The organism is Bacillus salacetis (genome assembly GCF_049177075.1).
GTDB lineage: Bacteria > Bacillota > Bacilli > Bacillales > Bacillaceae_B > Rossellomorea > Rossellomorea salacetis_A.
Genome location: NZ_CP185377.1, coordinates 1,470,706 through 1,495,402, shown reverse-complemented (window position 1 = coordinate 1,495,402; position 24,697 = coordinate 1,470,706). Strand labels below are relative to the sequence as shown.

Below are 24,697 nucleotides of genomic sequence, written 5' to 3'. Positions count from 1 at the left end.
AATGATCCCTCTTTCTTACATCATCATATAAGGATTGACATCTATTGAAATTGTTAACCCTTCTGACGCTTTTTGTTGTTGGGAATGCTCGAGAATTGTCTTCAGAATGGAAGGCAGCTCCGGTTCCCGCTTGTATTTTATCAAACATTGATACCTATATCTATTGTTGATCCTCGGTATTGGAGAAGCAGCAGGACCCAATACGATCGACTGCGGAGATAATTTGGCCTGAAGGAACTTTGTAATTTTCTCTGCAGCCCCTACCACTTTCAACAGATCTTCATGGCTGATCGTAATTAAGGATAGATAATAGAAAGGAGGGTAGCTCCCCATTTTTCTCATCATCATTTCTTTTTGATAGAACGTATCGTAATTCTGTGTACCTGCAAGCTCGATGCTATAGTGTTCGGGTGTATATGTTTGGATGACAACCTCACCGGGAAGCTTATGCCTTCCTGCCCTGCCGCTGACCTGGGTCAGCAGCTGGAAGGTCTTCTCTGCCGAGCGGAAGTCGGGCAGATGAAGCATGGTGTCCGCACTGAGCACCCCTACGAGCGTAATATTTGGAAAGTCCAAACCCTTGGCAATCATTTGGGTACCCAAAAGGATATCGGCATGTCCCTCCCCAAAGCTTTCCAGCAGCCGCTCATGGGCTCCTTTTCTGCTTGTGGTGTCAACATCCATCCGGATCACCCTTGCTTCCGGCAGCAGCTTTGCGAGCTCCTCTTCAACTTTTTGGGTACCTGTCCCAAAGTAACGGATATGCTCGCTGTCACACTCAGGACAAGTCTGCGGCACTCCCGTTTCATATCCGCAGTAGTGACATTTCATACTGTTTGAAAAACGATGATAAGTCAGTGATATGTCGCATTGAGGGCATTGGGCGACATACCCGCAGTCCCGGCACATAATGAAGGAAGAATGCCCCCTTCTATTCAGGAACAGGACAGTTTGTTCTCCTTTTTGAAGCCTGTCCTGCAGCTTTTCAAAAAGCTCTTCTGAAAACATGGATCTGTTACCGCCTCTAAGCTCCTCCCTCATATCGACAATGGAAACGGAAGGGAGACGGCCTGAATTCATCCGTTTAGAAAGAGTCAGCAGTTTGAAGACACCTTTTTGAGCGCGGGCAAAGGTTTCCAAGGATGGTGTTGCACTCCCCAGGATAACAGGGCAGTTATACTGTTTCGCCCTGTAAATGGCTGCATCCCGGGCATGATACCTCGGATTTTCTTCTTGCTTGTAGCTGGTTTCGTGCTCTTCATCAATAATGATGATGCCAAGGTTTTCAAAAGGGGCAAAGATGGCCGATCTCGCTCCGACAACCACCTTGACTTCCTTTCTCTGAATCTTTCGCCACTCATCGTATTTTTCTCCGGCTGACAGTCCGCTGTGAAGAACCGCTACGTCGTTGCCGAACCTTCCTTTAAAGCGGTCTACCATCTGCGGGGTCAGTGAAATTTCAGGCACAAGGACGATGGCTTCCTTCCCCTGCTCATAAACTTCCTGAATGGATTGGAGATAGACTTCCGTTTTTCCGCTTCCCGTTACTCCATATAATAAAAAAGTTTCATGCTTCTTTTCCTCAATGGTTTTCAATATAGGAGTTATCGCTTTCTCCTGCTCCTCTGTAAGAGGCAATGGGCTGGTTTTTTTGAAGTTTTTATGAGCAAATGGATTACGGTATATTTCTTCCTGCTTTTTCATCAGGAGCCCTTTATCTGCGAGTGCCTTGATTGTGGCAGATGAGGCACCAGCAGCATCTGCTGCCTCTTTGGACGTTACCCCGTCGTTTTCAGCAGAGATGAAAAATTGCAGCACAGCCTTTTGCTTATCTGCATTTGCAGGAAGCGATTCAATTTCTTCCTGCAATTTTTCTTTTGAGACCGCACGATAAAATTTCTGGACTGTTTTCTTTCTGCCTTTTGATTTGACACTGTAAAACACATCCAGGTGGCCGGCTTTGATTTCCTTTTGCAATAAAGGCAGAAGGCCGGCTTCCTCTGCTTCTTTCCATGACACCTCTTCTTTGTTAATAAAAAGGGCTGCTGCTTCCTCAGCAAGGACTTCCCGTTTTGCGGGATTCAAAATGATTTTTTTCTCATATTTAGCTTTCATTGCAGCAGGAAGCATGACCTGCAATGCCGATATTTTAAAGCATAAGGTCTGCTCGGTGAGCCAGTCTGCCATATGAAGCAGATCCTCGTTCAATACTGGAGTAAGGTCCATCGGCTGCACCAGATTTTTCAGCTTCTTCGCCTCTGAGGTTTCTTTGATTCCCATGACAAAGCCTTGAACTTTACGGGGGCCGAATGGTACGATCACCCTCATGCCAGGGAGAATTTTCCCCTGCCATGGCTCAGGAATTGAATAGTCAAAAGCCCGGTCCGTCTGCATGGTTGGGACATCGACAGTTACACTAGCTATCTTCATTCCTATCAACCTTCATCCATCATTTGCTGGATTTCATGTAAAATCTCTTTGGCTGTCTCCGCTTTCGATAATAATGGCAATTCCTTTTTGGTATTATCTTTTTTGAACAACGTGACGATGTTCGTATCACCGGCAAACCCGGCACCTTCCATCGTAATATTATTGGCAATGATCATATCTGCATTTTTTTTGCGGAGCTTATCGGCTGCGTACTTCTCAACATCATTGGTTTCGGCTGCAAAACCGACCAGGAATTGATTTTTTTTCTTTTCCCCCAAGGTTTTGAGTATATCTTTTGTTCTTTCAAATTCAACCACAAGGTCCGTCTCCTGTTTCTTCATTTTCTTTTCAGAAGTCACTTTAGGTCTGTAATCCGCAACAGCAGCACTCTTAATGACGATATCTGCGGAATCGTAATGAGCTAACACCTCATTGTACATTTCCTCTGCACTTTCAACTGTGATCAGTTTTATTCCTTGTGGAACCTGAAGAGAGACCGGACCGGATACCAATGTAACATCGGCCCCCAATTTAGCCGCTTCACCGGCCAGGGCAAATCCCATCTTACCTGTGGAGCGGTTGCTGAAAAAACGGACAGGGTCGATTTTTTCACGGGTCGGTCCGGCCGTAACGACGATTTTCTTCCCTTTCAGAGTGAGTTCCGCACTCTTGAAAAAGGAATCAATATGCTCGACAATTCTCTCAGGCTCTTCCAGTCTTCCTTTTCCAACATATCCGCAGGCAAGATAGCCTTCACTCGGTTCGATAAAACGATAACCGAAGGAATAAAGTTCATTGATGTTTTTTTGTACAGCAGGATGTCCGTACATATGAACATTCATTGCAGGTGCAATCCAGACAGGTGCAGTCGTTGCCAGCAAAGTGGTTGTCACCATGTCATCACCTATGCCGTTCGCCAGTTTCCCAATCACATTTGCTGTGGCGGGTGCAACAAGCACAAGGTCTGCCCAGTCAGCAAGGTCTATATGGGCAATGACTTCAGGGTTCTTTTCATCAAATGTATCTGTAAACACTTCGTTGCGGGATAAAGCTTGGAATGTCAGCGGTGTGACAAACTGTCTGGCCGATGCACTCATGATGACCTTCACTTGTGCACCAGCCTGTACCAGTTTGCTTGTCAGCGCGGCTGCTTTGTAAACGGCGATACCGCCTGTGACACAAAGCAATATGTTTTTCCCCTGTATCATACAATCCCCTCATTTCGACAATTCTTATATATAGAATATCATATCAATCCCGGATATTTTCTAAGTCAGGCTTTTATATTATGAATGATTATCCCATAAAATGAAAATAAGGGGCTGACCCTAAAGGAATAAATGCTCCTTAAGGTATCAGTCCCTCATAGTCATTAGCTTTTTTCGTGTTCACACTCACCTATTATTCGTCTGAATAAACGGCTCCCGCTTCTCTTTCCTTCATGGACAGCTTGCCTGCTTCAATCTCTTCCAGTGCTTTTCCTACATACTTTTCAGAGACATACTTATCAAGCTTGAAATTCCCATCTTCCTGCAAGCCTCTTGCACGTTTGGCAGCGATGCTTACTAGAGAGTATTTTGAGTCAATTTTTTTCATTAAAGAGTCTATGGACGGATTTAACATTTAATCTACCTCCAACATTTTTTGGTAACGCTGTTTTACACGCTCTATACGGCAATGTTCAGCCTGAACGATTGACTTGATTTTTTCAGTGGCATTTTCTACTGTATCATTTTCCACAACATAATCATATAAGTCCATCATTTCAATTTCTTTTCGTGCTGTCGTCATCCGGTTCAGGATGAGCTCCTCTGTCTCTGTTCCCCTTGTCGTTATCCTGTTTTGTAATTCCGACAAGCTTGGAGGTGCGAGGAAGATAAATAAGCCTTCAGGGAACTTATCCCTGATTTGTTGAGCTCCTTGAACTTCAATTTCCAGGAAAACGTCTTTTCCATTATTGATTGTCTCCCGGACATAGTCTTCGGGAGTACCATAGTAATTGCCGACAAATTCAGCATATTCCAAGAGCTTCCCTTGTTCAATGAGGCTTTCAAACTCTTCACGTGACTTAAAAAAATAATCTACTCCATCTACTTCTCCTTCTCTCGGAAGACGGGTCGTCATAGAAATGGAATACTCAAATTGAGTATCCTTTTGAGAGAATATTTCTTTACGTACTGTGCCTTTCCCTACCCCGGATGGGCCGGAAAGCACAATAAGCAACCCTTTTTCTTTCATTATTTACCCTGCCCTTCTTCAGCTATCTCATCTTTATCTGTTAAGCGGGCGGCAACCGTTTCAGGCTGAACAGCTGAAAGGATCACATGATCGCTGTCAGTGATGATCACCGCTCTTGTCCTTCTTCCGTACGTTGCATCCACCAAGGTACCCCGATCCCTTGCATCCTGTATCAGTCTCTTAATCGGTGCTGATTCAGGACTGACAATGGAAATGATGCGATTTGCTGAAACTATATTACCAAACCCTATATTAATGAGCTTTATAGACATAATGCTCCTCCAATCAATAGTCTATTTTGACCTTATTAGTTAAAGATTAATCAATTCATTCAACATTCTGCACTTGTTCCCTCATCTTTTCCAGACAGGTTTTCATTTCTACAACAAATCCTGCAATTGCTGCATCATTTGCTTTAGAGCCGATTGTATTCACTTCCCGGTTCATCTCTTGAATAATGAAATCCAGTTTACGGCCAATCGGTTCCTCTTTTTTGATAGCAGCTGTGAATTGTGAAAGATGGCTCTCAAGCCTTGTGATTTCTTCTGATATATCGCTCTTATCAGCGAAGATGGCAATCTCTGTTAAGATCCTTGATTCATCTACAGTGTCACCGGTCAGCTCTTTAATCTTTCTTTCCAGCCTTGACCGGTATTGCTTGAGGACGCCGGGAACGTGTGAATGGATGGAAGCCAAGGTTTCCCTGAACAATCCAATATGTGAGAGAAGGTCCTCTTGAAGCTTTTCTCCTTCAGCCCTTCTCATTGATTTAAGATCTTCGAGTGCCATGATGAATGCCTGTTCAACCAGGTGTTCAAGAAGGTCATTCTCGTCTTCTGATTCTTCTATGGAAATAAATTCAGTTTCCTTTAAAAGATCTTGCAATTCAATGTCATCTTTTAGAGAAAATTTTTCTTTTAAAGTATGTAGAGTTCTGAAATACTCATCTGCAAGCTGCCAGTCGACCTTCAGCTTGCGGCGGACAAGCCCTTCTCCTGCAATGGTAATAAAGGCATCCACTTTGCCGCGCTTTATGTATTCTGACATTTTTTTCTTTAATTTATCTTCAATTTTAACCAGTTGTTTTGGTGTGCGGATATTTAATTCGCAAAAACGGTGATTTACCGATTTCATCTCGACCGTAACCACATGCTGTTCCGACTCCTCTATCGCTCTGCCAAAGCCGGTCATGCTTACAACCATTAACAGTCACATCCAATCTTTCAGCTGGATAACAGCCTAATAAAAAAGGTAATAGAGTACGCACTCTACTACCTTTAGGATTATATCATACCTTAGCGTTTTTTTCCTGCAAAAAATGATCCAGCAAGCAAAAACGTCGGCACTGCGCTCATTCCTGCTATTAAAAGCCAATCTTTCAGTTCTATTGGTACTGTATGAAATATCGGCTGCAGGGCAGGAAGGTAAATGACAAGCACCATAAGCAGCAGCGATGACAGTACTGCCCACACAAGATACATATTGCCAAACGGATTTCTGGCAAAAACAGATTTTTCGCTGCGGCAGTCAAACACATGAATCAACTGTGCCATGACCAGCGTTGCAAAAGCAACAGTCTGTGCATATGCCAAGTGATCTGGATGCTGTTTGTAAGCCAGCATAAAAGCGGCCAGGGTAGATATCCCGATTAAAAAGCCGCGTGAAACAACTTTCCAACCGAGCCCCCTCGAAAAGACCCCTTCCTTTGGATGTCTCGGGTTTCGCTTCATCACATCTTCTTCAGGTTTATCAAGGCCAAGGGCCATAGCAGGCAGCCCATCAGTAACCAGGTTTACCCATAGTATTTGAATCGGTACTAACGGCAGAGGCAAAGCAAGAATCATGGCAAAAAGCATGACCAGAATTTCCCCTACATTGGAAGCAAGGAGATAACGAATGAACTTTCTTATATTTTCATAGATATTTCTGCCCTCATTGATAGCTGATTTAATAGTCGCAAAGTTATCATCCAACAGCACAAGAGATGAAGCTTCCTTCGCCACATCAGTACCGGTGATTCCCATCGCCACCCCGATATCAGCTGCTTTGATGGCAGGCGCATCATTGACACCATCTCCTGTCATGGCGACAACATGTCCGCGGTTCTGCAAGGCTTTAACGATTTTCAGCTTATGTTCAGGGGACACACGGGCAAACACGGAAACCTTCTCGACTACTTCCTCGAGATCCGCCACTTCCATCGTGTTCAAGTCCGCCCCTTCCAGAACTTTATCCTGGCCTCTTAAAATCCCAAGATCTTTTGCAATGGCTTTCGCTGTAATCACATGGTCACCTGTGATCATCACTGTTTTAATGCCGGCCTGTCTGCACTCTTTCACTGCTTTTTTCACTTCAGGGCGCGGAGGATCTATCATTCCTTGAAGGCCGATGAAGGTCAATCCCTTTTCCGCCTCTTCTTCATTTTTCGGGAGCGAAGGTGATGTCCATGGAGCATAAGCAATTGCGATGGTTCTAAGTGCATTGGAGGCCAACTCATGAATCGCTCCTTGCACTTTTTCAGTGAATTCTTTTGTTCTATACTGGAGCTTTTCTTCCCAAAGGATCGATTCACTGATGTTCACCAATACATCCGGAGCACCTTTTGTAACAACGAATCGTTTGCCATGGTTATCTTTTACAACGATACTCATCATTTTTCTGGTTGAATCAAAAGGGAATTCTTTTTCGATGGTGAATTTCCCCAGCAGCGACTCCCTTTGCATTCCTGCCTTCAATGCGGCAACAAGCAGTGCGCCCTCCGTCGGATCGCCGTCCAGTATATACTCATCATTCTTCAATTTAATTTTCGCATTGTTGCAGAGCATCCCGAATGTCAGCAGTTGATTCAATGATTTGGCCGATGCAGGGGTCACCCTTTCTTCCCGGTGATAAAAGCTCCCTTCTGGATCATATCCAGTTCCGCTGACCGTCCAGGTATTGCCGCCGCTCCAAAGATGGGTAACTGTCATTTTATTCTGAGTCAGGGTACCTGTCTTATCCGAACAGATGACAGAAGCGCAGCCCAAGGTTTCCACTGCAGGCAGTTTCCTCACGATCGCGTTTCTTCTGATCATCCTTTGCACACCAAGTGAAAGCGCCACAGTCACAATTGCCGGCAGCCCTTCTGGTATAGCCGCAACCGCCAATGACACACCAGCAAGGAACATCGTATACATATCGTGTCCTTGAATGACTCCAATTCCGACTACCAGAGCTGTAAGGATCAATGCCACCGTGATCAATATCTTCCCAAGCTGCTCCAGTCTCCTCTGTAGAGGGGTGGTCATTGTCTCTGCTGTTTGGATCATATCTGCTATCTTACCCATTGCCGTCTGCATCCCGATTGCGGTGACTACGCCAATCCCATTTCCTCTTGTCACCATGGTCCCCATAAAGGCCATATTTTCTAAGTCACCGAGATTGACGTTCTCCCCTTCTATCTCTCCCGTCCTTTTCGCTACAGGAACAGACTCCCCAGTCAAGGCAGACTCCTCTATCTCAAGGTTGTTGACAATAATCAATCTTACATCGGCACCAATGCGGTCTCCGCTTGAAAACTTAATGACATCCCCGGGAACAATATCTTTTGAAGGGACCTTTGTCCAATTTCCTTCCCGCAAAACATTCACTTGCGGAGCAGAAAGTTCTTTTAAAGCATTCAGGGACTTTTCTGCCTTGCGCTCCTGGAAAAATCCAAGGAACCCGTTAATCAAGACGATGGCAATAATTGCGATGGCATCAATATACTCTCCCAGGAGACCTGATATCAGGGTCGCCGCTAATAAAACAATCACCATAAAGTCTTTAAATTGACTGAAAAACAACAATAAAGCAGACTGTTTCTCTGCCTCCTGCAGCTCATTGAATCCAAATTGTTTACGCCTTTTTTTGACTTCCTCCTCTGCAAGACCATTAGAAAAGTCAGTATTGACTGTTTTTTCTATATCTTCCTGCCGCATCTCATGGTATCTCATCCAACCAACTCACTCTCCCATTTATTGTCCGAAAAGTTCTCCTCTCACAGCATTATTATTCAGACTCGTCCCAAAAAATGATATGATTATATAAAAAGTGGAAGCGGCCGTTCAGCGACGTACGGATTGGAGGGCTCCTGCATGAGATAAAGGAAACACAACGAACGCAGTGAGTTGATGTTGACTTATCGCAAGGAAGGAGACCGAAATCCGCTAGTCGCTGGCCGCTGGAACTGGATTGATAAAAAGTGGAGAGGTCCCGTTCAGCGGCGTACGAACTGGAAGGCTTCCGCATGAGATAAAGGAATCACGAAGAGCGAAGCGATTCGATGATGACTTATCGCAAGGAGGAAGACTGAAGTTCGATAGCCGCTGGGGCCTCGGAACTGGATTGATAAAAAGTGGAAGCGGCCGTTCAGCGACGTACTGTTCTAAAGACACTTTTGATTGGGTTTTGCATGCTTAATGTCCTTTAGAATTGCTCTAAAGGCACTTTCGACTGGTTTTTGCACGCTTGATGTCCTTTAGAACCGCTCTAAAGACACTTTAGACTGGTTTTTGCACGCTTGATGTCCTTTAGAACCGCTCTAAAGACACTTTCGACCGGCTTTTACACGCTTAATGTCCTTTAGAACTGCTCTAATGGCACTTTTGACCGGGTTTTACACGCTTAATGTCCTTTAGAACTGCTCTAAAGGCACTTTTGATTGGGTTTTGCATGCTTGATGTCCTTTAGAACCACTCTAAAGGCACTTTTGACCGGGTTTTGCACGCTTGATGTCCTATAGAAAACCGGATCGGAAATCAACACATATCAAAAATGGATAAACTTTTTATAAAAGAGCACTTAGAAACTGAAAATCTTTAATATCGATAACTATCACAGAAGAGGATGTAGGAAGATGTCATTCGATGGATTATTTACAAAAGCCATGAGCGAAGAGCTTGGCGATAAATTAAAAGGCGGCCGGATCAATAAGATTCACCAGCCATATAAAAATGAAATTATTTTAGTTATAAGATCACAGGGAAAAAACCATAAATTGCTGTTATCTGCACACCCAAGCTATGCACGCGCACAGCTGACCTCCCAGAGCTATGAAAATCCTTCCATCCCCCCAATGTTCTGTATGCTTCTCAGGAAGCATCTTGAGGGATATATCATTGATGATGTGTATCAAAAGGATGTTGACCGCATCATCACCTTTGAAATAAAGGGGCGGAATGAAATTGGCGATGTGTCCTATAAACAGCTGATCATTGAAATTATGGGACGGCACAGCAATATAGTAGTAGTTGATAAAAGCAGGAACATGATTCTTGACTCCATCAAGCATATCCCGCCTTCCATCAACAGCTACAGAACAGTTCTGCCTGGACAGGAATACAAGTTTCCGCCGCCTCAGGAGAAACAAAATCCACTGGAGGCAAGCCGGGAGGATATTCTGAGAGCAATTGATTTTAATAGCGGAAAGCTGGATAAGCAGATTGTCGGGGCATTTTCTGGTATTTCCCCACTATTTGCAAGGGAAGCCGTTCACAGAGCGGGGCTGGCAAACCGTAACAGCTTGCCGGATGCACTGCTTGAACTGCTGGATCCTGTAAAGAATAAAAATTATCAACCAACACTAGTACAGTCTGATAAAGAAACTTTTTACTTTTTAGACCTTCAGCATTTGGACGGGGAACGTAATCACTATTCAGATTTAAGCGGCCTTCTTGACCGCTACTTCCATCAAAAAGCTGAAAGGGACCGTGTGAAACAGCAGGGAAATGACCTGGAAAGATTAATCCGCAACGAGCGGGATAAGAACCAAAGTAAAATTGTAAAACTTGAGAAAACGCTGAAGGATGCTGAGAATGCAGATACCTTTCAGCTGTATGGAGAGTTGCTGACAGCGAATCTCTATGCAGTGGAAAGAGGAATGAAGGATATCGAGGTTGTCAATTACTACGATGAAGAAGGCGGTACCGTAAAGATAGAATTGGACACCCGGAAAACCCCTTCGGAAAATGCCCAGCATTATTTCTCCAGATATACCAAAGCCAAAACAGCCATTAAGATTGTTCAAGAGCAAATCGAAAAGGCCAAAGAAGAAATTCAGTACCTGGAGCAATTGCTACAGCAGCTGGAATCAGCATCTCCAAAAGATATTCTTGAAATCCGTGAAGAGCTCGCGGAAGAAGGATACATCAAAGCCAAGCATGAGAAAAAGAAAAAGAAGAATAATGAGAAGCCTCAGCTGGAAACGTATTTATCCAGCGACGGAACAACAATTCTTGTTGGAAAAAATAATAAACAAAATGATTATCTAACGAATAAACTCGCCGGAAAAGAGGAAATTTGGCTCCATACGAAAGATATCCCCGGCTCCCATGTTGTCATCAGGAGCAAGAATCCTTCTGATGAAACGATTAAGGAAGCCGCGGTTTTGGCAGCCTATTTCAGTAAAGCCCGTGAGTCGAGTTCCGTTCCGGTCGACTTTACTGTTGTGAGGAATGTGAAAAAGCCAAACGGGGCAAAACCCGGGTTTGTCACTTATGATGGACAGCAGACCGTTTACACGACTCCAAGCCTGGATAAAGTTCGTTCGATGAAAAAAGAATAAAGATGATGTGAGAGCGCCCTTAAAGGGCGCTTTCTTTATGGCATTAACGCATTAACGCAGCGGGGGACAGTCCCCTGTTACGTTAAAGTAACAAGGGACTGTCCCCCAAAATGGATTATTTTGCTCCCCAGCTTTCAGGGTCTTGTCTCCAGCTCTTCAGTGCTTCTAAATCACTTTCTTCAATATAATGATTTTCATGAGCTGCTTCTAACAATGCCGAGTAGTCAGACAGGGACACAGCTTTGATTCCTTCTTCTTCGAGCCTTTCAATGCCTTTTTGCAGCTCGTATGTAAATATTGCTGCTACTCCGAGCACCTCACAGCCTGTATCTTTCAATGCATTGACCGCCGAGATACAGCTTCCTCCAGTTGAGATCAAGTCTTCCACAACGACAACCTTTTGTCCTTTGGAAACTTTCCCTTCGATCTGGCTTCCTTTTCCGTGGCCTTTCGGTTTGGATCGAACGTAGCACATCGGCAGATTCAGCCTGTCGCTGACCCACGCCGCATGGGGAATTCCTGCAGTTGCTGTACCCGCGATCATTTCCACATCTGGAAAGTGGTTTCTGATGTTTTCAGCAATGCCTTCTGCGATCATGGTACGTACTTGAGGATAGGAGATCGTCAAACGGTTATCACAATAGATAGGGGATTTTAATCCAGAAGACCAGGTAAATGGATCGTTTGGTTTTAAAAATACCGCTTCTATATTCAGTAATTGTTGTGCAATTTCTTTTTTCATACTTGCCCCTCCCATTCCATTTTCACTTTTCTATAAGATTCTGCAGGTTCCGCCGCACCGGTAATGCTTCTTCCAACTACAATTGCTGATGACCCGAACGTTCTGGCTTCAGATGGCGAAGCAATGCGGTTTTGGTCCTGTGCAGAATCTCCTTTCAGCCTTATGCCTGGTGTGACCCGAAGGAAGTCATCCCCGCAAACATCTTTTATTGCTGATGCTTCATGAGGGGAACAAACCACTCCATCCAGACCAGCTTCCTTGGTGATCTTGGCATAGTGCAGGACAGAATCCATCAATGGGACTGTTATAAGTTGTTCACGCTTCATTTGATGTTCAGATGTGGAAGTCAGCTGCGTAACAGAAATCAGCCTTGCTCGTTCTTTCCCCGCTGGCGTACCTTGAACCAGTCCTTCCATAGCACGCTCCATCATTTCCATTCCCCCTGCAGCATGAACATTGATCATATCAATCTCCAATTGAGCAAGACCTTTCATCGCCCTGCCGACAGTGTTTGGGATGTCATGAAGTTTCAAATCCAGGAAAATGCGGTGCTCCATCTTCTTTAACTCTTCGATGATCACCGGGCCATTTTGCAAGTACAGTTCCATACCGACTTTTACAAAAAGAGGTGTTTCAAATTTTTCTAAAAATGATTTGCTGATTTCCCATGTAGGAAAATCAAGCGCGACTATAGGCTCCCGCTCCATGGCTTCTCCAGCTCCTTCCTGTCAGTTCGGAAATATGATCCACATTCATCTCATCCAAGCGTTCTTCCAGTCCTTTGATCAGATCCGGGCATATGAACGGGTCAACAAAGTTTGCCGTTCCTACCGCCACCGCGCTGGCACCTGCGTAAAAGTATTCGATGATGTCATCCACTGTCTGGATTCCCCCCATTCCAATGATAGGAATATTGACCTTCTGGCTGACTTCATAAATCATGCCAATGCTGACCGGCTTGATGGCTGGGCCCGATAACCCGCCGGTACCGTTTGCAATAACCGGTTTACCGGTCTTTGTATCGATTCTCATGCCGATCAAGGTATTGATCATCGTCAAACCATCTGCCCCGCCGTCTTCTACCGCTTTTGCCATTTCCACAATGTTCGCCACATTAGGGGAAAGTTTCACATAAACAGGGACTGAAGAAACAGCCTTCACTTTCTTCGTCAGTTCCTTCGCAATTTCAGGTACCGTCCCGAAGGCAATACCGCCTGTTTTCACATTCGGACAGGAAATATTGAGCTCGATCGCTTTTACATTGGGAGCCGTCGATATTGTTTCAGCTACCTCTACATAATCTTCTGTCTGTGAACCAGCTACATTCGCAATGATCGGTACATCAAATTTCTCCAGCCATGGCAGTTCTTCCGTCATGACCTTCTCAAGACCCGGATTCTGCAGCCCGATGGCATTCAGCATTCCAGAAGATGTTTCAGCCACACGAGGGGTGGGATTTCCAAACCTTGTGTCAAGGGTCGTTGCCTTGATCATGATCGCACCAAGTACGCTAAGGTCATACAGGCCTGCAAATTCTTTACCGAATCCGAAGCAGCCAGAGGCCGGCATTACTGGATTCTTCAAGCTTAAGCCCGGAAGTTCTATGTTCAGTCTACTCATAACTTCACCATCCCAACTGGAAATACTGGTCCGTCACTGCAAATCTTGACATAATTTTTCTCCCCGTCATTCACTGCCTTTTCACATACACAGGCAAAGCAGGCACCAATCCCGCAGCCCATGCGTTCTTCAAGGGAGATATACCCTTTGCTTTCTCCATAAGAACTGCTGAGTGCAGCCAGCATGGCTTTTGGTCCACAGGAATAGAAAAGATCAAATTCTAATCCTTGTTGTTGAATCACATCTGTTACGAACCCTTTTGTTCCTAATGAACCGTCAACTGTGGCGATATAAGTCGATCCCAGTTCTGAAAATTCCTTTTCATAAAAAGCCGCCTCTCGATTCTGGAACCCTAGAACATGAATAACATTGAGGCCTTTACTGACAAGCTGTTTGGACAGCTCATAGAGGGGCGGCACTCCGATTCCGCCTCCTACTAACAATGCCGTCTTCCCTTCATCTTCCTCATGAATCGGAAATCCATTACCCAGTGGTCCCAGGACATCTGCACGAGCTCCAGGCCTCTCACCTGATAAAAGTGCAGTGCCTTTACCTTCCGCACGATAAATTACTGTAAGGCTTTTATTCTCCTTATCTATCTCTGCGATACTGATAGGGCGGCGCAGGAGTGGTTCCACTCCTGTGCCTGTTTTGAAATGAAGGAATTGACCTGGTTCATTCAATTCCGAAACAAGATCTCCAGACAAAACCATCTTGAAAATATTCTGGGCTATTTCTTCATTGGAAATGATTTGCATGAGATCTTTTTTGATCATAGAAGTACCGCCTCTTGAGTTTTTTCTGCCCCTTCCATCGCTTCCGCTGAGAAGGTCATTGATTCAAACACTTTAAGGATCGCTTCAGCCGTGTCCAGTGAAGTCAGGCAAGGAATTCCATTTTCGACAGATTCCCTGCGGATCCTGAATCCGTCTCTTTGCGGCTGCTTGCCTTTTGTCAAAGTATTGATGACAAGCTGTGTTTCACCGCTTTGGATCACGTCCAGAAGGGTCGGACCTTCAGAACCGATTTTGTCTACTTCTTTAACAGGTATGTTTGCTGATCTTAATACATCCGCTGTTCCTTTAGTGGCCAGGATCTGGTAGCCGATATTAACAAAACGTTTTGCCAATCCGACTGCTTCTTCCTTATCTTTATCCGCGACTGTCAGCAGAACCGAACCGTATTCCTTCATCTGCATTCCTGCAGCTACAATTCCTTTATAAAGAGCTTTTTCCAGCGTCAAATCTTTTCCCATTACTTCACCTGTGGATTTCATTTCAGGTCCAAGCGTGATATCCACCCTGCGAAGTTTTGCGAATGAGAATACCGGGACTTTGACATAAACTCCTCGCTTCTCAGGGATCAATCCGGACTTGTAGCCCATTTCTTCCAATGAACTTCCCAAAATCACTTTCGTCGCCAGGTTTGCCATAGGTACGTTGGTGATTTTGCTTAAGAACGGAACCGTACGGCTTGAACGCGGGTTAACTTCAAGGACATACACTTCATTTTTGCTGATGACATACTGGATGTTCAGCAAGCCGACGATGTTCAGACCTCTTGCAAGCTTTGTTGTATACTCTATGATTCTATCTTTTTGATCCTTTGTCAGCTGCTGCGGAGGATACACTGCGATAGAGTCTCCGGAGTGCACACCCGCTCTTTCAATATGTTCCATGATCCCTGGTATGACTACATCCTTGCCGTCAGAGATGGCATCAACTTCAATTTCTTTTCCAATGAGGTACCGGTCAATCAAGACGGGATGCTCAGGGTTAATCTTCACGGCATTTTTCATATATTGAAGCAGTTCTGCTTCTCCGTAAACGATTTCCATCGCACGTCCGCCAAGGACATAAGAAGGCCGGACAAGAACCGGGTAACCGATGGATTCGGCAATCTCTACTGCACCTTCAACCGTTACAGCTGTCTTTCCTTCCGGCTGCGGGATGCCAAGACTTTGAAGTGTATGCTCAAACTTATCCCTGTTCTCGGCACGGTCAAGATCTTCCAATGACGTCCCGAGGATTTTAACACCTCTTTCGACTAACTGAGCTGCCAGGTTGATTGCCGTTTGTCCTCCAAACTGGACGACGACTCCTTCCGGCTTTTCCAAATCGATGATATGCATGACATCCTCAATTGTCAGTGGTTCAAAATAGAGTTTGTCGGAAATACTGAAGTCCGTTGAAACTGTTTCAGGGTTATTGTTTATGATGATTGCTTCGTATCCCGCTTCTTTTATCGCCCATACAGAGTGTACCGTCGCGTAATCGAATTCAACCCCCTGGCCGATCCTGATTGGTCCTGATCCAAGTACTACTACACTTTTCTTTGAAGTAACAATGGATTCATTTTCTCTCTCGTATGTTCCGTAGAAGTATGGAGTTTCAGATTCAAACTCCGCCGCGCAGGTATCAACCATTTTGTATACAGGGATCAATTCCTGCTCTTTTCTCCAGTCGTATACTTGCTTTTCAGTGGTATTCCATAATTTCGCAAGTGTTATATCGGCAAAGCCCATTCTTTTTGCTTTCAAGGCAAGCTCAAGATTAAATGGTGAAGCTGCAAGTTCAGCCTCGAAGTCTACAATCTTCTTCAATTTATGAAGGAAGAACAGATCGATTTTGCTCCACTCGTGAATGGTGTCAATCGAGACTCCCCGTCGGAGTGCTTCCCCGATATAGAAAAGTCTTTCATCTCCCGCTTTTCTGATGCGTTTTTCAATCAGCTCATCATTGAAACTGGCTGCATCTTCTAGTTCCAGGTGGTATACGTTGCTCTCCAGTGAACGGACCGCTTTCAGGATCGACTCCTCGAATGTACGGCCGATTGCCATGACTTCACCGGTTGCCTTCATCTGTGTACCTAGGTTTCTCTTTGCCGACTCAAATTTATCAAACGGCCAGCGCGGGATTTTCGATACGATATAGTCAAGTGCAGGCTCAAAACTTGCGTAAGTTTTTCCAGTGACAGGGTTCATCATTTCATCCAGATTCAACCCTACAGCAATCTTAGCTGCAAGCTTTGCGATTGGATAACCAGTTGCTTTTGAAGCGAGCGCTGAAGAACGGCTTACACGCGGATTCACTTCAATGATGTAATACTGGAAGCTGTCCGGGTCCAGGGCAAGCTGAACATTACAACCGCCTTCAATTCCCAATGCCCTGATGATTTTAAGAGAACAGTTTCTGAGCATTTGGTACTCTCTGTCACTCAAGGTTTGGCTTGGTGCCACAACGATCGAGTCTCCAGTATGGATTCCAACCGGATCGAAGTTTTCCATGTTACAAACAACAATTGCACTGTCGTTACTGTCACGCATTACTTCGTATTCAATCTCTTTGAACCCGGCTATGCTTTTCTCAAGCAGACACTGTGTAACCGGGCTGTACTTCAGTCCGCTGCTGACAATTTCAATCAGCTCTTCACGGTTATGGCAGATTCCCCCGCCTGTTCCACCCAAGGTATAAGCAGGGCGGACAATCACTGGATACCCTACCTCATCAACGAATTGGAAGGCTTCATCTACTGTGCGGATGATTTCACTTTGCGGTACCGGCTCATTCAGTTCATTCATCAGCTTCCGGAAAAGGTCACGGTCTTCAGCCTGTTCAATGGCTGATAATTTCGTTCCAAGGATTTCAACATTACATTCCTCCAGAACCCCTGCATTTGCCAGTTCGACCGCCATATTCAAACCCGTTTGTCCTCCAAGTGTAGGAAGAAGTGCATCCGGGCGCTCTTTGCGAATGATTCTGCTGACAAATTCCAATGTTATAGGTTCAATGTACACTTTATCGGCGATTTCACTGTCTGTCATGATTGTCGCTGGATTAGAGTTTACCAGGATGACTTTGTAGCCTTCCTCTTTCAGGGCGATGCAGGCCTGAGTCCCTGCATAGTCAAATTCTGCTGCCTGGCCGATGACGATAGGGCCGCTTCCGATTACTAGGATAGTTTTGATATCTGTACGTTTAGGCATGTGAAATCTCCTTTCTCTTTTCCGCTTCCATCATTGTCATGAATTGATCGAATAGTCCGTTGGCATCTTCAGGTCCTGGTGAAGCTTCAGGGTGGTACTGGACAGTGAACGCCGGCAAGTCAAGATGTTTCAAACCTTCTATAGTTCCATCATTCAATCCGATATGAGTCACTTCCAGGCGTGTTTCTTTTAAGGAATCTTCATCAACTGAATATCCATGGTTTTGAGATGTCAATGCGATCTTTCCTGTTGCAAGATCTTTTACCGGATGATTGGACCCGCGGTGTCCAAACTTCATCTTGAATGTGTCCCCTCCGCTTGCCAGGGCAAACAGCTGGTGTCCGAGGCAGATCCCGAACAGTGGAATGCTCCCCAGAATCTCATTGATCATTTCAATTGCTTCAGGGACGTCTTTTGGATCCCCAGGTCCGTTAGAAAGCATGATTCCATCTGGGTTCAGCGCCTGAATTTCTTCGGCTGTTGTGTTATACGGGACCACGATAACGTCACAATCCCTTTTGTTCAGTTCCCTTAGAATTCCATGCTTCATCCCGAAGTCGACCAATACCACACGGAACCCTCTTCCTGGACTTGGGTAAGCTGTTTTGGTTGAAACCTGCTTTACCTGATTTGTCGGAAGTTCTGTCGCTCTCAACTTGTGAAGGATTTCTTCCTTGTCTACTTCAAGGGAACAGATCATTCCTTTCATTGTTCCATGCTCCCTGATCTTTCTTGTCAACATCCTTGTATCGATTCCTGCCAGTCCCGGTATGCCTTTTGCTTTTAGAAGGTCGTCCAAAGTGCTTTCACTTCTCCAGTTGGAAGGAAAATCTGCTTCTTCTCTAACGATGAAACCTTTGATTGCGGGTGAAATGGATTCGAAATCATCACGGTTGATTCCGTAGTTGCCGATCATTGGGTATGTGAGTGTGATGATCTGTCCGCAATATGACGGATCTGAGAGAATCTCCTGATAACCAGTCATACCTGTGTTAAAAACAACCTCGCCGACAGAACTTGTTTCTGCTCCAAATCCTTCCCCTGTAAAAACGGTACCATCATCGAGAATTAATTGTCTTTTCATCATTGTTCGCCTTCCTTCCAAGATAGAGTTCCTTCAGTGAATGTTGCTTTTGGCCAGCCCTTGCATTCCCAGCCGCCAAATGGTGTATTTTTTCCTTTTGATAAAAATGTTTCGGGATCAATTCCCCGTGTTTCCTTTAAATCAACCAGTGTGATATCTGCAAAACTTCCAATCTCCAAAGTCCCATATGGTAGTTTGAAAGTCTGCGATGGCTTTTTGGTCATCCAATCAACCAGCTGGTTCAGTGTGAAAATTTCTTTTTCCACAAAGTTTGTATAGAGCAGTGGGAATGCTGTTTCCAGCCCGACAATCCCAAATGGCGCGAGCGCAATGCCTTCAGATTTTTCCTCAGCTGTGTGAGGAGCATGATCTGTTGCAATGAAATCGATTGTTCCATCCAGCAGCCCTTCTATCAACGCATCCCGATCCTCTTTGCTTCTGAGCGGGGGGTTCATTTTATAGTTTGCATCGTCTCCCGGTATATCGTCCTCTGTGAGAAGCAAATGATGCGGTGTTACTTCTGCCGTCACTTTGATTCCTGCTTTTTTCGCATCTCTTACAACACGGACAGATTCTTTTGTGCTGATGTGGCAGACATGGTAATGGCAGTCTGCCGCTTCGGCAAGCAGGACATCCCTTGCTATTTGGACTGATTCGCAGATTGATGGGATCCCTTTAAATCCATTCTCTTTTGAGAATTTCCCTTCATGAACAGAACCGCCATAGATAAGGCTGTTATCTTCACAGTGGGCAACAATCGCCATGTCGACTGCCGCTGCGGCTTTCATTGCTTCATACATTTTTCCAGCCTCTTGCACTCCTACCCCATCATCGGTAAAAGCGAAGGCGCCTGATTCTTTTAAGGCCGGAAAGTCAGTAAGGGTTTTTCCCACTTGCCGTTCCGTTATAGAGGCATATGGCAGCACTCTGACCTTTGCGGTTTCTTTAATTCTTTCATTCAGCCATTGAAATGTTTCCACATTATCCGGTACGGGTCTTGTGTTCGGCATTGCCGCTAATGTCGTATAACCGCCTCTTGCCGCTGCTTTGGTCCCTGTTTCAATCGTCTCTTTTTTCTCACCGCCTGGTTCGCGCAGATGCACATGAAGGTCCACAAACCCCGGCAGGAGCAAAAGCCCTTCCGCATCAAATAGTTCAGCATTTTCTTCCTTGAGGTTTTCACCGATGTCGGCAATATGTTGATCCACTATCTTTACATCTTTTGTTGTGATCGTTCCGTTTGCTTCTAACCACTTTGCATTTTTAATGATAGTTGTCATATTATTTTCCTCCTCGGTATTCAAGTGCTCTCTTTAAAACTGCCATTCTGACAAAAACACCATTTTCCATCTGCTTGAAAATTCTTGACTTAGGACTTTCAACCAGTTCATCCGCTATCTCTACCCCTCGATTGACCGGAGCGGGATGCATGATGATACTGTTCGCTTTCATTAATTGGGCTCTTTCAGCTGTCAATCCGAATTCTATGTGATACTGTTCCTTAGTCAATGAGGATGTACTCCCGTGCCTTTCATGCTGGACTCTCAGGAGCATAACAGCATCCCCTGTTTTGACTGCTTCATCTATGGGAAGGTACTGCCCGCTTTCGTGAAGGTCCTGCGGAAACCACTCCGGCGGTCCTGAAAAGTATACTTCCGCACCCAGTTTTTTTAATGCTTCAGCATTGGACCTGGCAACCCTGCTGTGCGTTATATCCCCGATGATGCTGACCTTCAGGCCGGTGAATGATCCGAATTCCTCTTTAATGGTCATCAAATCCAGTAAGCACTGTGTCGGATGATTTCCGCATCCGTCGCCGCCATTCAAGATCGGAATCGATAGTTGCTCTTTCAAGTCATCAAAGTAGCGGTCCTGTTCATGCCTGATCACAACAGCATCAACCCCGATTGCCTCAAGAGTTTTCACAGTGTCATAAAGGGTCTCTCCTTTGGAGACACTTGACGTTCCAGTCTCGAATGGAATGACCCCCAAGCCGAGCTTTCTTTCCGCCATTTCGAAACTGCACTTCGTTCTTGTGCTGTTCTCAAAAAATAAATTTGCTATGTATTTTGGAGTATCCGGTGTCCATTTTTCACCATTTTTAAATTCTTCTGCGCGGGATAAGATTTCTTCTATCTCAGCCGTATTGAGTTCTGCCATTGTCAACAAGTGCTTCATGATCCGGCCTCCTATTATTAAAGAGTCATGTTAATAAAAAACACCCTGACCTTTTATTAGTCAGGGTGTTTTGAGTCCGCAAAGGTACACCTGTCCCCTAAAGATGGGTACAAGCTTCCCTAAGCTTCATCGAAACACCCTTCTAAGCCTCTCTGGACCTCTTTTAAAAGGTGTTTGATACTCTATTTATCTATCAATTAATTATTCTCGTCCAAGCCTTTGAACATTTCATCTTCATCGACAGGTTCCTGACCAGGCAGTACCAAGTTCAGTATAACACCTACGATGGCAGCCAAAGCCATGCCTGATAAGGATAGCCTCTCTGTAATTTCGATGAAAGCTCCTCCCACCCCGATTACCAGGATGACTGAAGAGATAATCAGGTTGCGTTTTTGGCCAAGGTCGATTTTGTTATCGATCAGCATGCGCAGCCCGCTTGATGCAATGATACCGAACAGCAGGATCGATACGCCACCCATTACAGCTGTTGGAATCGTGCCGATTAAGGCTGTAATTTTCCCGACGAATCCGAAGATGATTGCAATTACTGCAGCTCCCCCGATGACAAAGACACTGTATACTCGTGTTATCGCAAGAACTCCAATGTTCTCACCGTATGTTGTGTTTGGAGGGCCTCCTATGAATGAGGCAATGATCGTCGCAACCCCGTCACCCATGATAGAGCGGTGAAGTCCCGGCTGCTTAATGAAATTCCTCCCGGCAACTTTACTTAGTACCATTTGATCTCCAGTATGCTCTGCCAAGGTTACAATCGCTACAGGAACCATGATGAAAAATACTTCCCATGAAAATTTCGGTGTATAACTTACAAACGGGACAATGAATTCCGGCACTTGAAACCAAGCTGCCTCTTTTACCGGTGTCAAGTCTACAATCCCTGCAAAGTAAGCAATTAGATATCCGCCTGCGATTCCGATCAGAATCGGAACCAAGCCAAGGAATCCTCTAAAGAACATCGAACCAAGAATGGTTATGGCCAAAGTAGCAAGGGCTACCATAAAGTGCGTATTGCTATAAACAAGTTCTGCTGCTCCTGGGTTTTCATACATCGCCATGTCGACTGCTGTGCCGGCAAGGCCCAATCCAATAACCATTATTACTGGTCCTACTACGATCGGCGGTAAAATTTTCAAGAGCCATTTCAATCCGAACTGTGAGATCAGCAATGCCACAATTCCATATACAAGACCGGCAAGAAAACTTCCCATCATTGCTGCCCCTGGCCCGCCTACTGTTTTTGCCGCGATAATCGGGGCTATGAAGGCAAAGGATGAACCCAGATAAGCAGGTATCCGCCCTTTTGTAATCAACAGGTAAGCAAGTGTTCCAAGACCGCTTGATACCAGTGCAACCGCAGGACTTAACTCTACCAGGAATGGTACAAGTACCGTCGCTCCGAACATCGCGAATAAGTGCTGTATACTCAAGGTCAGCCATTGGCCTGCCTTTGGTACGTCCCTTACATCTAAAACTGCTTCGTTGTTATTTGCCATGTTGTTTCCTCCTCTTTTGTGGTCGTTCCTATAAAAAAACCCTCTCTGCAAGAGGGCGCAAAGAGGGTTCTGCAATACGTTTCACTTCAAGTGAAAGCGTTATTGAGATTCCTTTGCCAGCCTCTCTGGACTGTCTTTAAAAGGAAAACTATTTAACTTTCATGAATGGTTACTTGATCTTCACTATCGACTTCACTCAGTTCCACAACAATCTTTTCCGAACTTGAAGTCGGGATGTTTTTACCTACAAAATCAGCGCGTACAGGAAGCTCCCTGTGCCCTCTGTCAACCAGTACAGCGAGCTGGATACTGCTCGGCCTTCCTAAATCCATCAAGGCATCGAGCGCTGCTCTGACCGTTCTTCCCGTGAACAGTACGTCATCCACCAAAATCACTTTTTTGTTCGTGATGTCCACTGGAAGGTCAGATCCTCTAACTTCCGGCTCTTCATTCTCAGTCTTCACTGTCAGATCATCCCGGTATAGCGTAATATCAATTTCTCCTACCGGAATCTTGGCGCCCTCTATTTCTTCAATGCGGTTTGCCAGCCTTGCCGCTAAGTGAATTCCTCTTGTCTTGATTCCTACCAGGACACAATCCTCTATGCCTTTGTTTCGTTCAATGATCTCGTGCGCTATTCTGGTAAGCGCCCTTCTGATTGCAGGCTGATCAAGAACCACTGCCTTTTGAGCCACTGCTATCACCTCGTCCTTAATATTGCCAGGAAACATATTAATAACACTTTTCAATAAAAAATCCCTCCCACCGTTTTGGTGAGAGGGCATACTTATCGTTAGAAATTATTACACTCCACTCCTGTAGTGTAATTTCATGAAAAGTTCCTTCTCAGCCTCACGGGACTGTATTAAAGGTTTCCTTATTCGGTTACATCAATCATAAGACCTTGAAGTCTCAATGTCAACGATTATTTTGCAATTTTTGCAGAGTTTGTCGAAAAACCTCCGGCGCCTCCGCTTCAAATTCCAGATACTCCCCGGTCCTCGGATGTACAAATCCTAGAATACCGGCATGCAATGCCTGTCCATCAAGATCCAGCGTCTTTTTGGGACCATACTTGGGATCGCCTGCAAGAGGGTAGCCGATATATTTCATATGGACACGGATTTGATGAGTCCTGCCTGTTTCCAGTTTACACTCTACGTAGGTAAAAGCTGCGTACCTTTCCAGGACGTTGAAATGCGTGACAGCGTCCCTTCCTGAATCCACTACTGCCATCTTCTGGCGGTCCTTTGGATCTCTGCCCAAAGGAGCATCAATGGTACCATGGTCATGTGGAATGACTCCATGGACAATTGCTTTATATTTTCTGGTAACGGTCTTATTAACCAGTTGTTCCACAAGCTTTTCATGGGCCATATCATTCTTGGCAACCATGAGGAGTCCTGATGTGTCCTTATCAATCCGGTGGACAATGCCCGGCCTTAAAACACCGTTGATACCGGAAAGGTCCTTACAGTGCGCCATAAGTCCGTTCACCAAAGTTCCCGATGGATGTCCCGGGGCGGGATGGACCACCATTCCCCTTGGTTTGTTCACAACGATGACATCGGCATCTTCATAATAAATATCAAGGTCCATTTCCTCAGGAACAACATCCAGTTCCTCGGGTTCAGGAATGGTAATGGCAATCTTATCATTGACAGCACATTTATAGTTGGTCTTTACTTCAGACCCATTCACCTTAACATTCCCATCTTTGATCCACTGTTGAACCTGCGACCTTGACCAGTCCCCTTCAAGCTGAGTCAGCATCTTATCCAGTCTTACACTTTTTTCTTCTTCACGAACGATATGTTCCATTGTTTCCATATGATTTCTCCTTCTTTTCTCTTCGCTCTTCCAGCAGCATGTTGATAATTAATAACCCTACGCCGATTGTCAGAGCTGCATCAGCAATATTGAAGATTGGGAAATCATATTGAAGAATATATGTATTCAGAAAGTCAACGACCTCTTTTCTAAATAACCGGTCAATAAAATTCCCAATCGCTCCTCCAAGCAGCAACGCAAGGCTCATGCTGAACAGTTTGTTTCCTTTAGCATACTTTTCAAGATAGTAAACGATTCCGATGATAACTCCGATTGTGATTATATAGAAGAACCACATCTGGCCCTGCAGGATTCCCCAGGCTGCTCCCAGGTTCCTATGGGAGGTGATGTAGAAAAAGTTTTCAATTACAGTGATACTCTGTCCTTCTGTCATGTTCCGCACGATGAGCCATTTTGTGAGCTGATCCAATGCAATTACAACCAAAGCAATCAGATAATAAAACATACGGGCAGCCTCCGTCTCCAATCAAAA

20 protein-coding genes are annotated in these 24,697 nt (G+C 45.0%); 1 reads left to right on the top strand and 19 read right to left on the bottom strand.

Annotated features, from left to right (window positions below):
- Positions 1-15: 15 nt before the first annotated feature.
- From priA to ACOJQI_RS07535, 7 genes are all read right to left on the bottom strand, one after another.
- A complete protein-coding gene (gene priA / locus ACOJQI_RS07565) occupies positions 16-2,430 on the bottom strand; it encodes a primosomal protein N' (protein WP_421384518.1) in 2,415 nt (804 codons plus the stop codon).
- 5 nt (positions 2,431-2,435) lie between these two features.
- Positions 2,436-3,638: a bifunctional phosphopantothenoylcysteine decarboxylase/phosphopantothenate--cysteine ligase CoaBC gene (gene coaBC, locus ACOJQI_RS07560; RefSeq protein WP_421384516.1), complete on the bottom strand. Its 1,203-nt coding sequence runs from the start codon at positions 3,636-3,638 to the stop codon at positions 2,436-2,438.
- Positions 3,639-3,831: 193 nt separating this feature from the next.
- Entirely contained in the window at positions 3,832-4,053 is a 222-nt protein-coding gene (gene rpoZ, locus ACOJQI_RS07555) for a DNA-directed RNA polymerase subunit omega (protein WP_421384515.1), read from the bottom strand.
- A complete protein-coding gene (gene gmk / locus ACOJQI_RS07550; protein ID WP_421384513.1) occupies positions 4,054-4,668 on the bottom strand; it encodes a guanylate kinase in 615 nt (204 codons plus the stop codon).
- On the bottom strand, positions 4,668-4,940 hold the full coding sequence (remA, locus tag ACOJQI_RS07545) for an extracellular matrix/biofilm regulator RemA (protein ID WP_119545910.1): 273 nt from the start codon (positions 4,938-4,940) through the stop codon (positions 4,668-4,670). Before remA ends, gmk begins: the two co-directional genes overlap by 1 nt.
- 55 nt (positions 4,941-4,995) lie before the next feature.
- On the bottom strand, positions 4,996-5,871 hold the full coding sequence (locus ACOJQI_RS07540; RefSeq protein WP_421384512.1) for a YicC/YloC family endoribonuclease: 876 nt from the start codon (positions 5,869-5,871) through the stop codon (positions 4,996-4,998).
- A gap of 92 nt (positions 5,872-5,963) precedes the next feature.
- Positions 5,964-8,642: a calcium-translocating P-type ATPase, SERCA-type gene (locus ACOJQI_RS07535; RefSeq protein ID WP_421384510.1), complete on the bottom strand. Its 2,679-nt coding sequence runs from the start codon at positions 8,640-8,642 to the stop codon at positions 5,964-5,966.
- A gap of 902 nt (positions 8,643-9,544) precedes the next feature.
- On the opposite strand from ACOJQI_RS07535, the gene ACOJQI_RS07530 reads away from it, so the two are divergent.
- Positions 9,545-11,251: an Rqc2 family fibronectin-binding protein gene (locus ACOJQI_RS07530; protein WP_421384509.1), complete on the top strand. Its 1,707-nt coding sequence runs from the start codon at positions 9,545-9,547 to the stop codon at positions 11,249-11,251.
- 115 nt (positions 11,252-11,366) lie between these two features.
- Here the strand turns inward: ACOJQI_RS07530 and pyrE are convergent, their stop codons facing one another.
- The 12 genes from pyrE to lspA form a co-directional block, all read right to left on the bottom strand.
- On the bottom strand, positions 11,367-11,993 hold the full coding sequence (gene pyrE, locus ACOJQI_RS07525; RefSeq protein WP_421384507.1) for an orotate phosphoribosyltransferase: 627 nt from the start codon (positions 11,991-11,993) through the stop codon (positions 11,367-11,369).
- The gene (gene pyrF / locus ACOJQI_RS07520) at positions 11,990-12,700 is read right to left on the bottom strand and encodes an orotidine-5'-phosphate decarboxylase (RefSeq protein WP_421384505.1); all 711 of its coding nucleotides are present in this window, start codon (positions 12,698-12,700) and stop codon (positions 11,990-11,992) included. Before pyrF ends, pyrE begins: the two co-directional genes overlap by 4 nt.
- Positions 12,672-13,613 (bottom strand): dihydroorotate dehydrogenase, encoded by a 942-nt coding sequence (locus tag ACOJQI_RS07515; protein ID WP_421384504.1) that lies wholly within the window; start codon positions 13,611-13,613, stop codon positions 12,672-12,674. Before ACOJQI_RS07515 ends, pyrF begins: the two co-directional genes overlap by 29 nt.
- Positions 13,610-14,389 carry a dihydroorotate dehydrogenase electron transfer subunit gene (locus ACOJQI_RS07510; RefSeq protein ID WP_421384502.1) on the bottom strand — a complete coding sequence of 260 codons (780 nt, stop codon included), beginning with the start codon at positions 14,387-14,389 and terminating at the stop codon, positions 13,610-13,612. The genes ACOJQI_RS07515 and ACOJQI_RS07510 overlap by 4 nt, the downstream gene beginning before the upstream one ends.
- A complete protein-coding gene (gene carB, locus ACOJQI_RS07505) occupies positions 14,386-17,598 on the bottom strand; it encodes a carbamoyl-phosphate synthase large subunit (protein WP_421384501.1) in 3,213 nt (1,070 codons plus the stop codon). Before carB ends, ACOJQI_RS07510 begins: the two co-directional genes overlap by 4 nt.
- Positions 17,591-18,682: a carbamoyl phosphate synthase small subunit gene (locus ACOJQI_RS07500; protein ID WP_421385420.1), complete on the bottom strand. Its 1,092-nt coding sequence runs from the start codon at positions 18,680-18,682 to the stop codon at positions 17,591-17,593. The genes carB and ACOJQI_RS07500 overlap by 8 nt, the downstream gene beginning before the upstream one ends.
- On the bottom strand, positions 18,682-19,962 hold the full coding sequence (locus ACOJQI_RS07495; RefSeq protein ID WP_421384500.1) for a dihydroorotase: 1,281 nt from the start codon (positions 19,960-19,962) through the stop codon (positions 18,682-18,684). Before ACOJQI_RS07495 ends, ACOJQI_RS07500 begins: the two co-directional genes overlap by 1 nt.
- Before the next feature lies 1 nt (position 19,963).
- Complete coding sequence (locus ACOJQI_RS07490; RefSeq protein ID WP_421384498.1) at positions 19,964-20,860, bottom strand: aspartate carbamoyltransferase catalytic subunit; 897 nt, start codon at positions 20,858-20,860, stop codon at positions 19,964-19,966.
- A gap of 197 nt (positions 20,861-21,057) precedes the next feature.
- Positions 21,058-22,374 (bottom strand): solute carrier family 23 protein, encoded by a 1,317-nt coding sequence (locus ACOJQI_RS07485; RefSeq protein WP_421384496.1) that lies wholly within the window; start codon positions 22,372-22,374, stop codon positions 21,058-21,060.
- Positions 22,375-22,526: 152 nt separating this feature from the next.
- On the bottom strand, positions 22,527-23,105 hold the full coding sequence (gene pyrR / locus ACOJQI_RS07480; protein WP_421385419.1) for a bifunctional pyr operon transcriptional regulator/uracil phosphoribosyltransferase PyrR: 579 nt from the start codon (positions 23,103-23,105) through the stop codon (positions 22,527-22,529).
- Between the two features lie 187 nt (positions 23,106-23,292).
- Positions 23,293-24,204 (bottom strand): RluA family pseudouridine synthase, encoded by a 912-nt coding sequence (locus ACOJQI_RS07475; protein WP_421384495.1) that lies wholly within the window; start codon positions 24,202-24,204, stop codon positions 23,293-23,295.
- Complete coding sequence (gene lspA, locus ACOJQI_RS07470) at positions 24,176-24,670, bottom strand: signal peptidase II (RefSeq protein ID WP_421384493.1); 495 nt, start codon at positions 24,668-24,670, stop codon at positions 24,176-24,178. Before lspA ends, ACOJQI_RS07475 begins: the two co-directional genes overlap by 29 nt.
- Between the last annotated feature and the right edge of the window lie 27 nt (positions 24,671-24,697).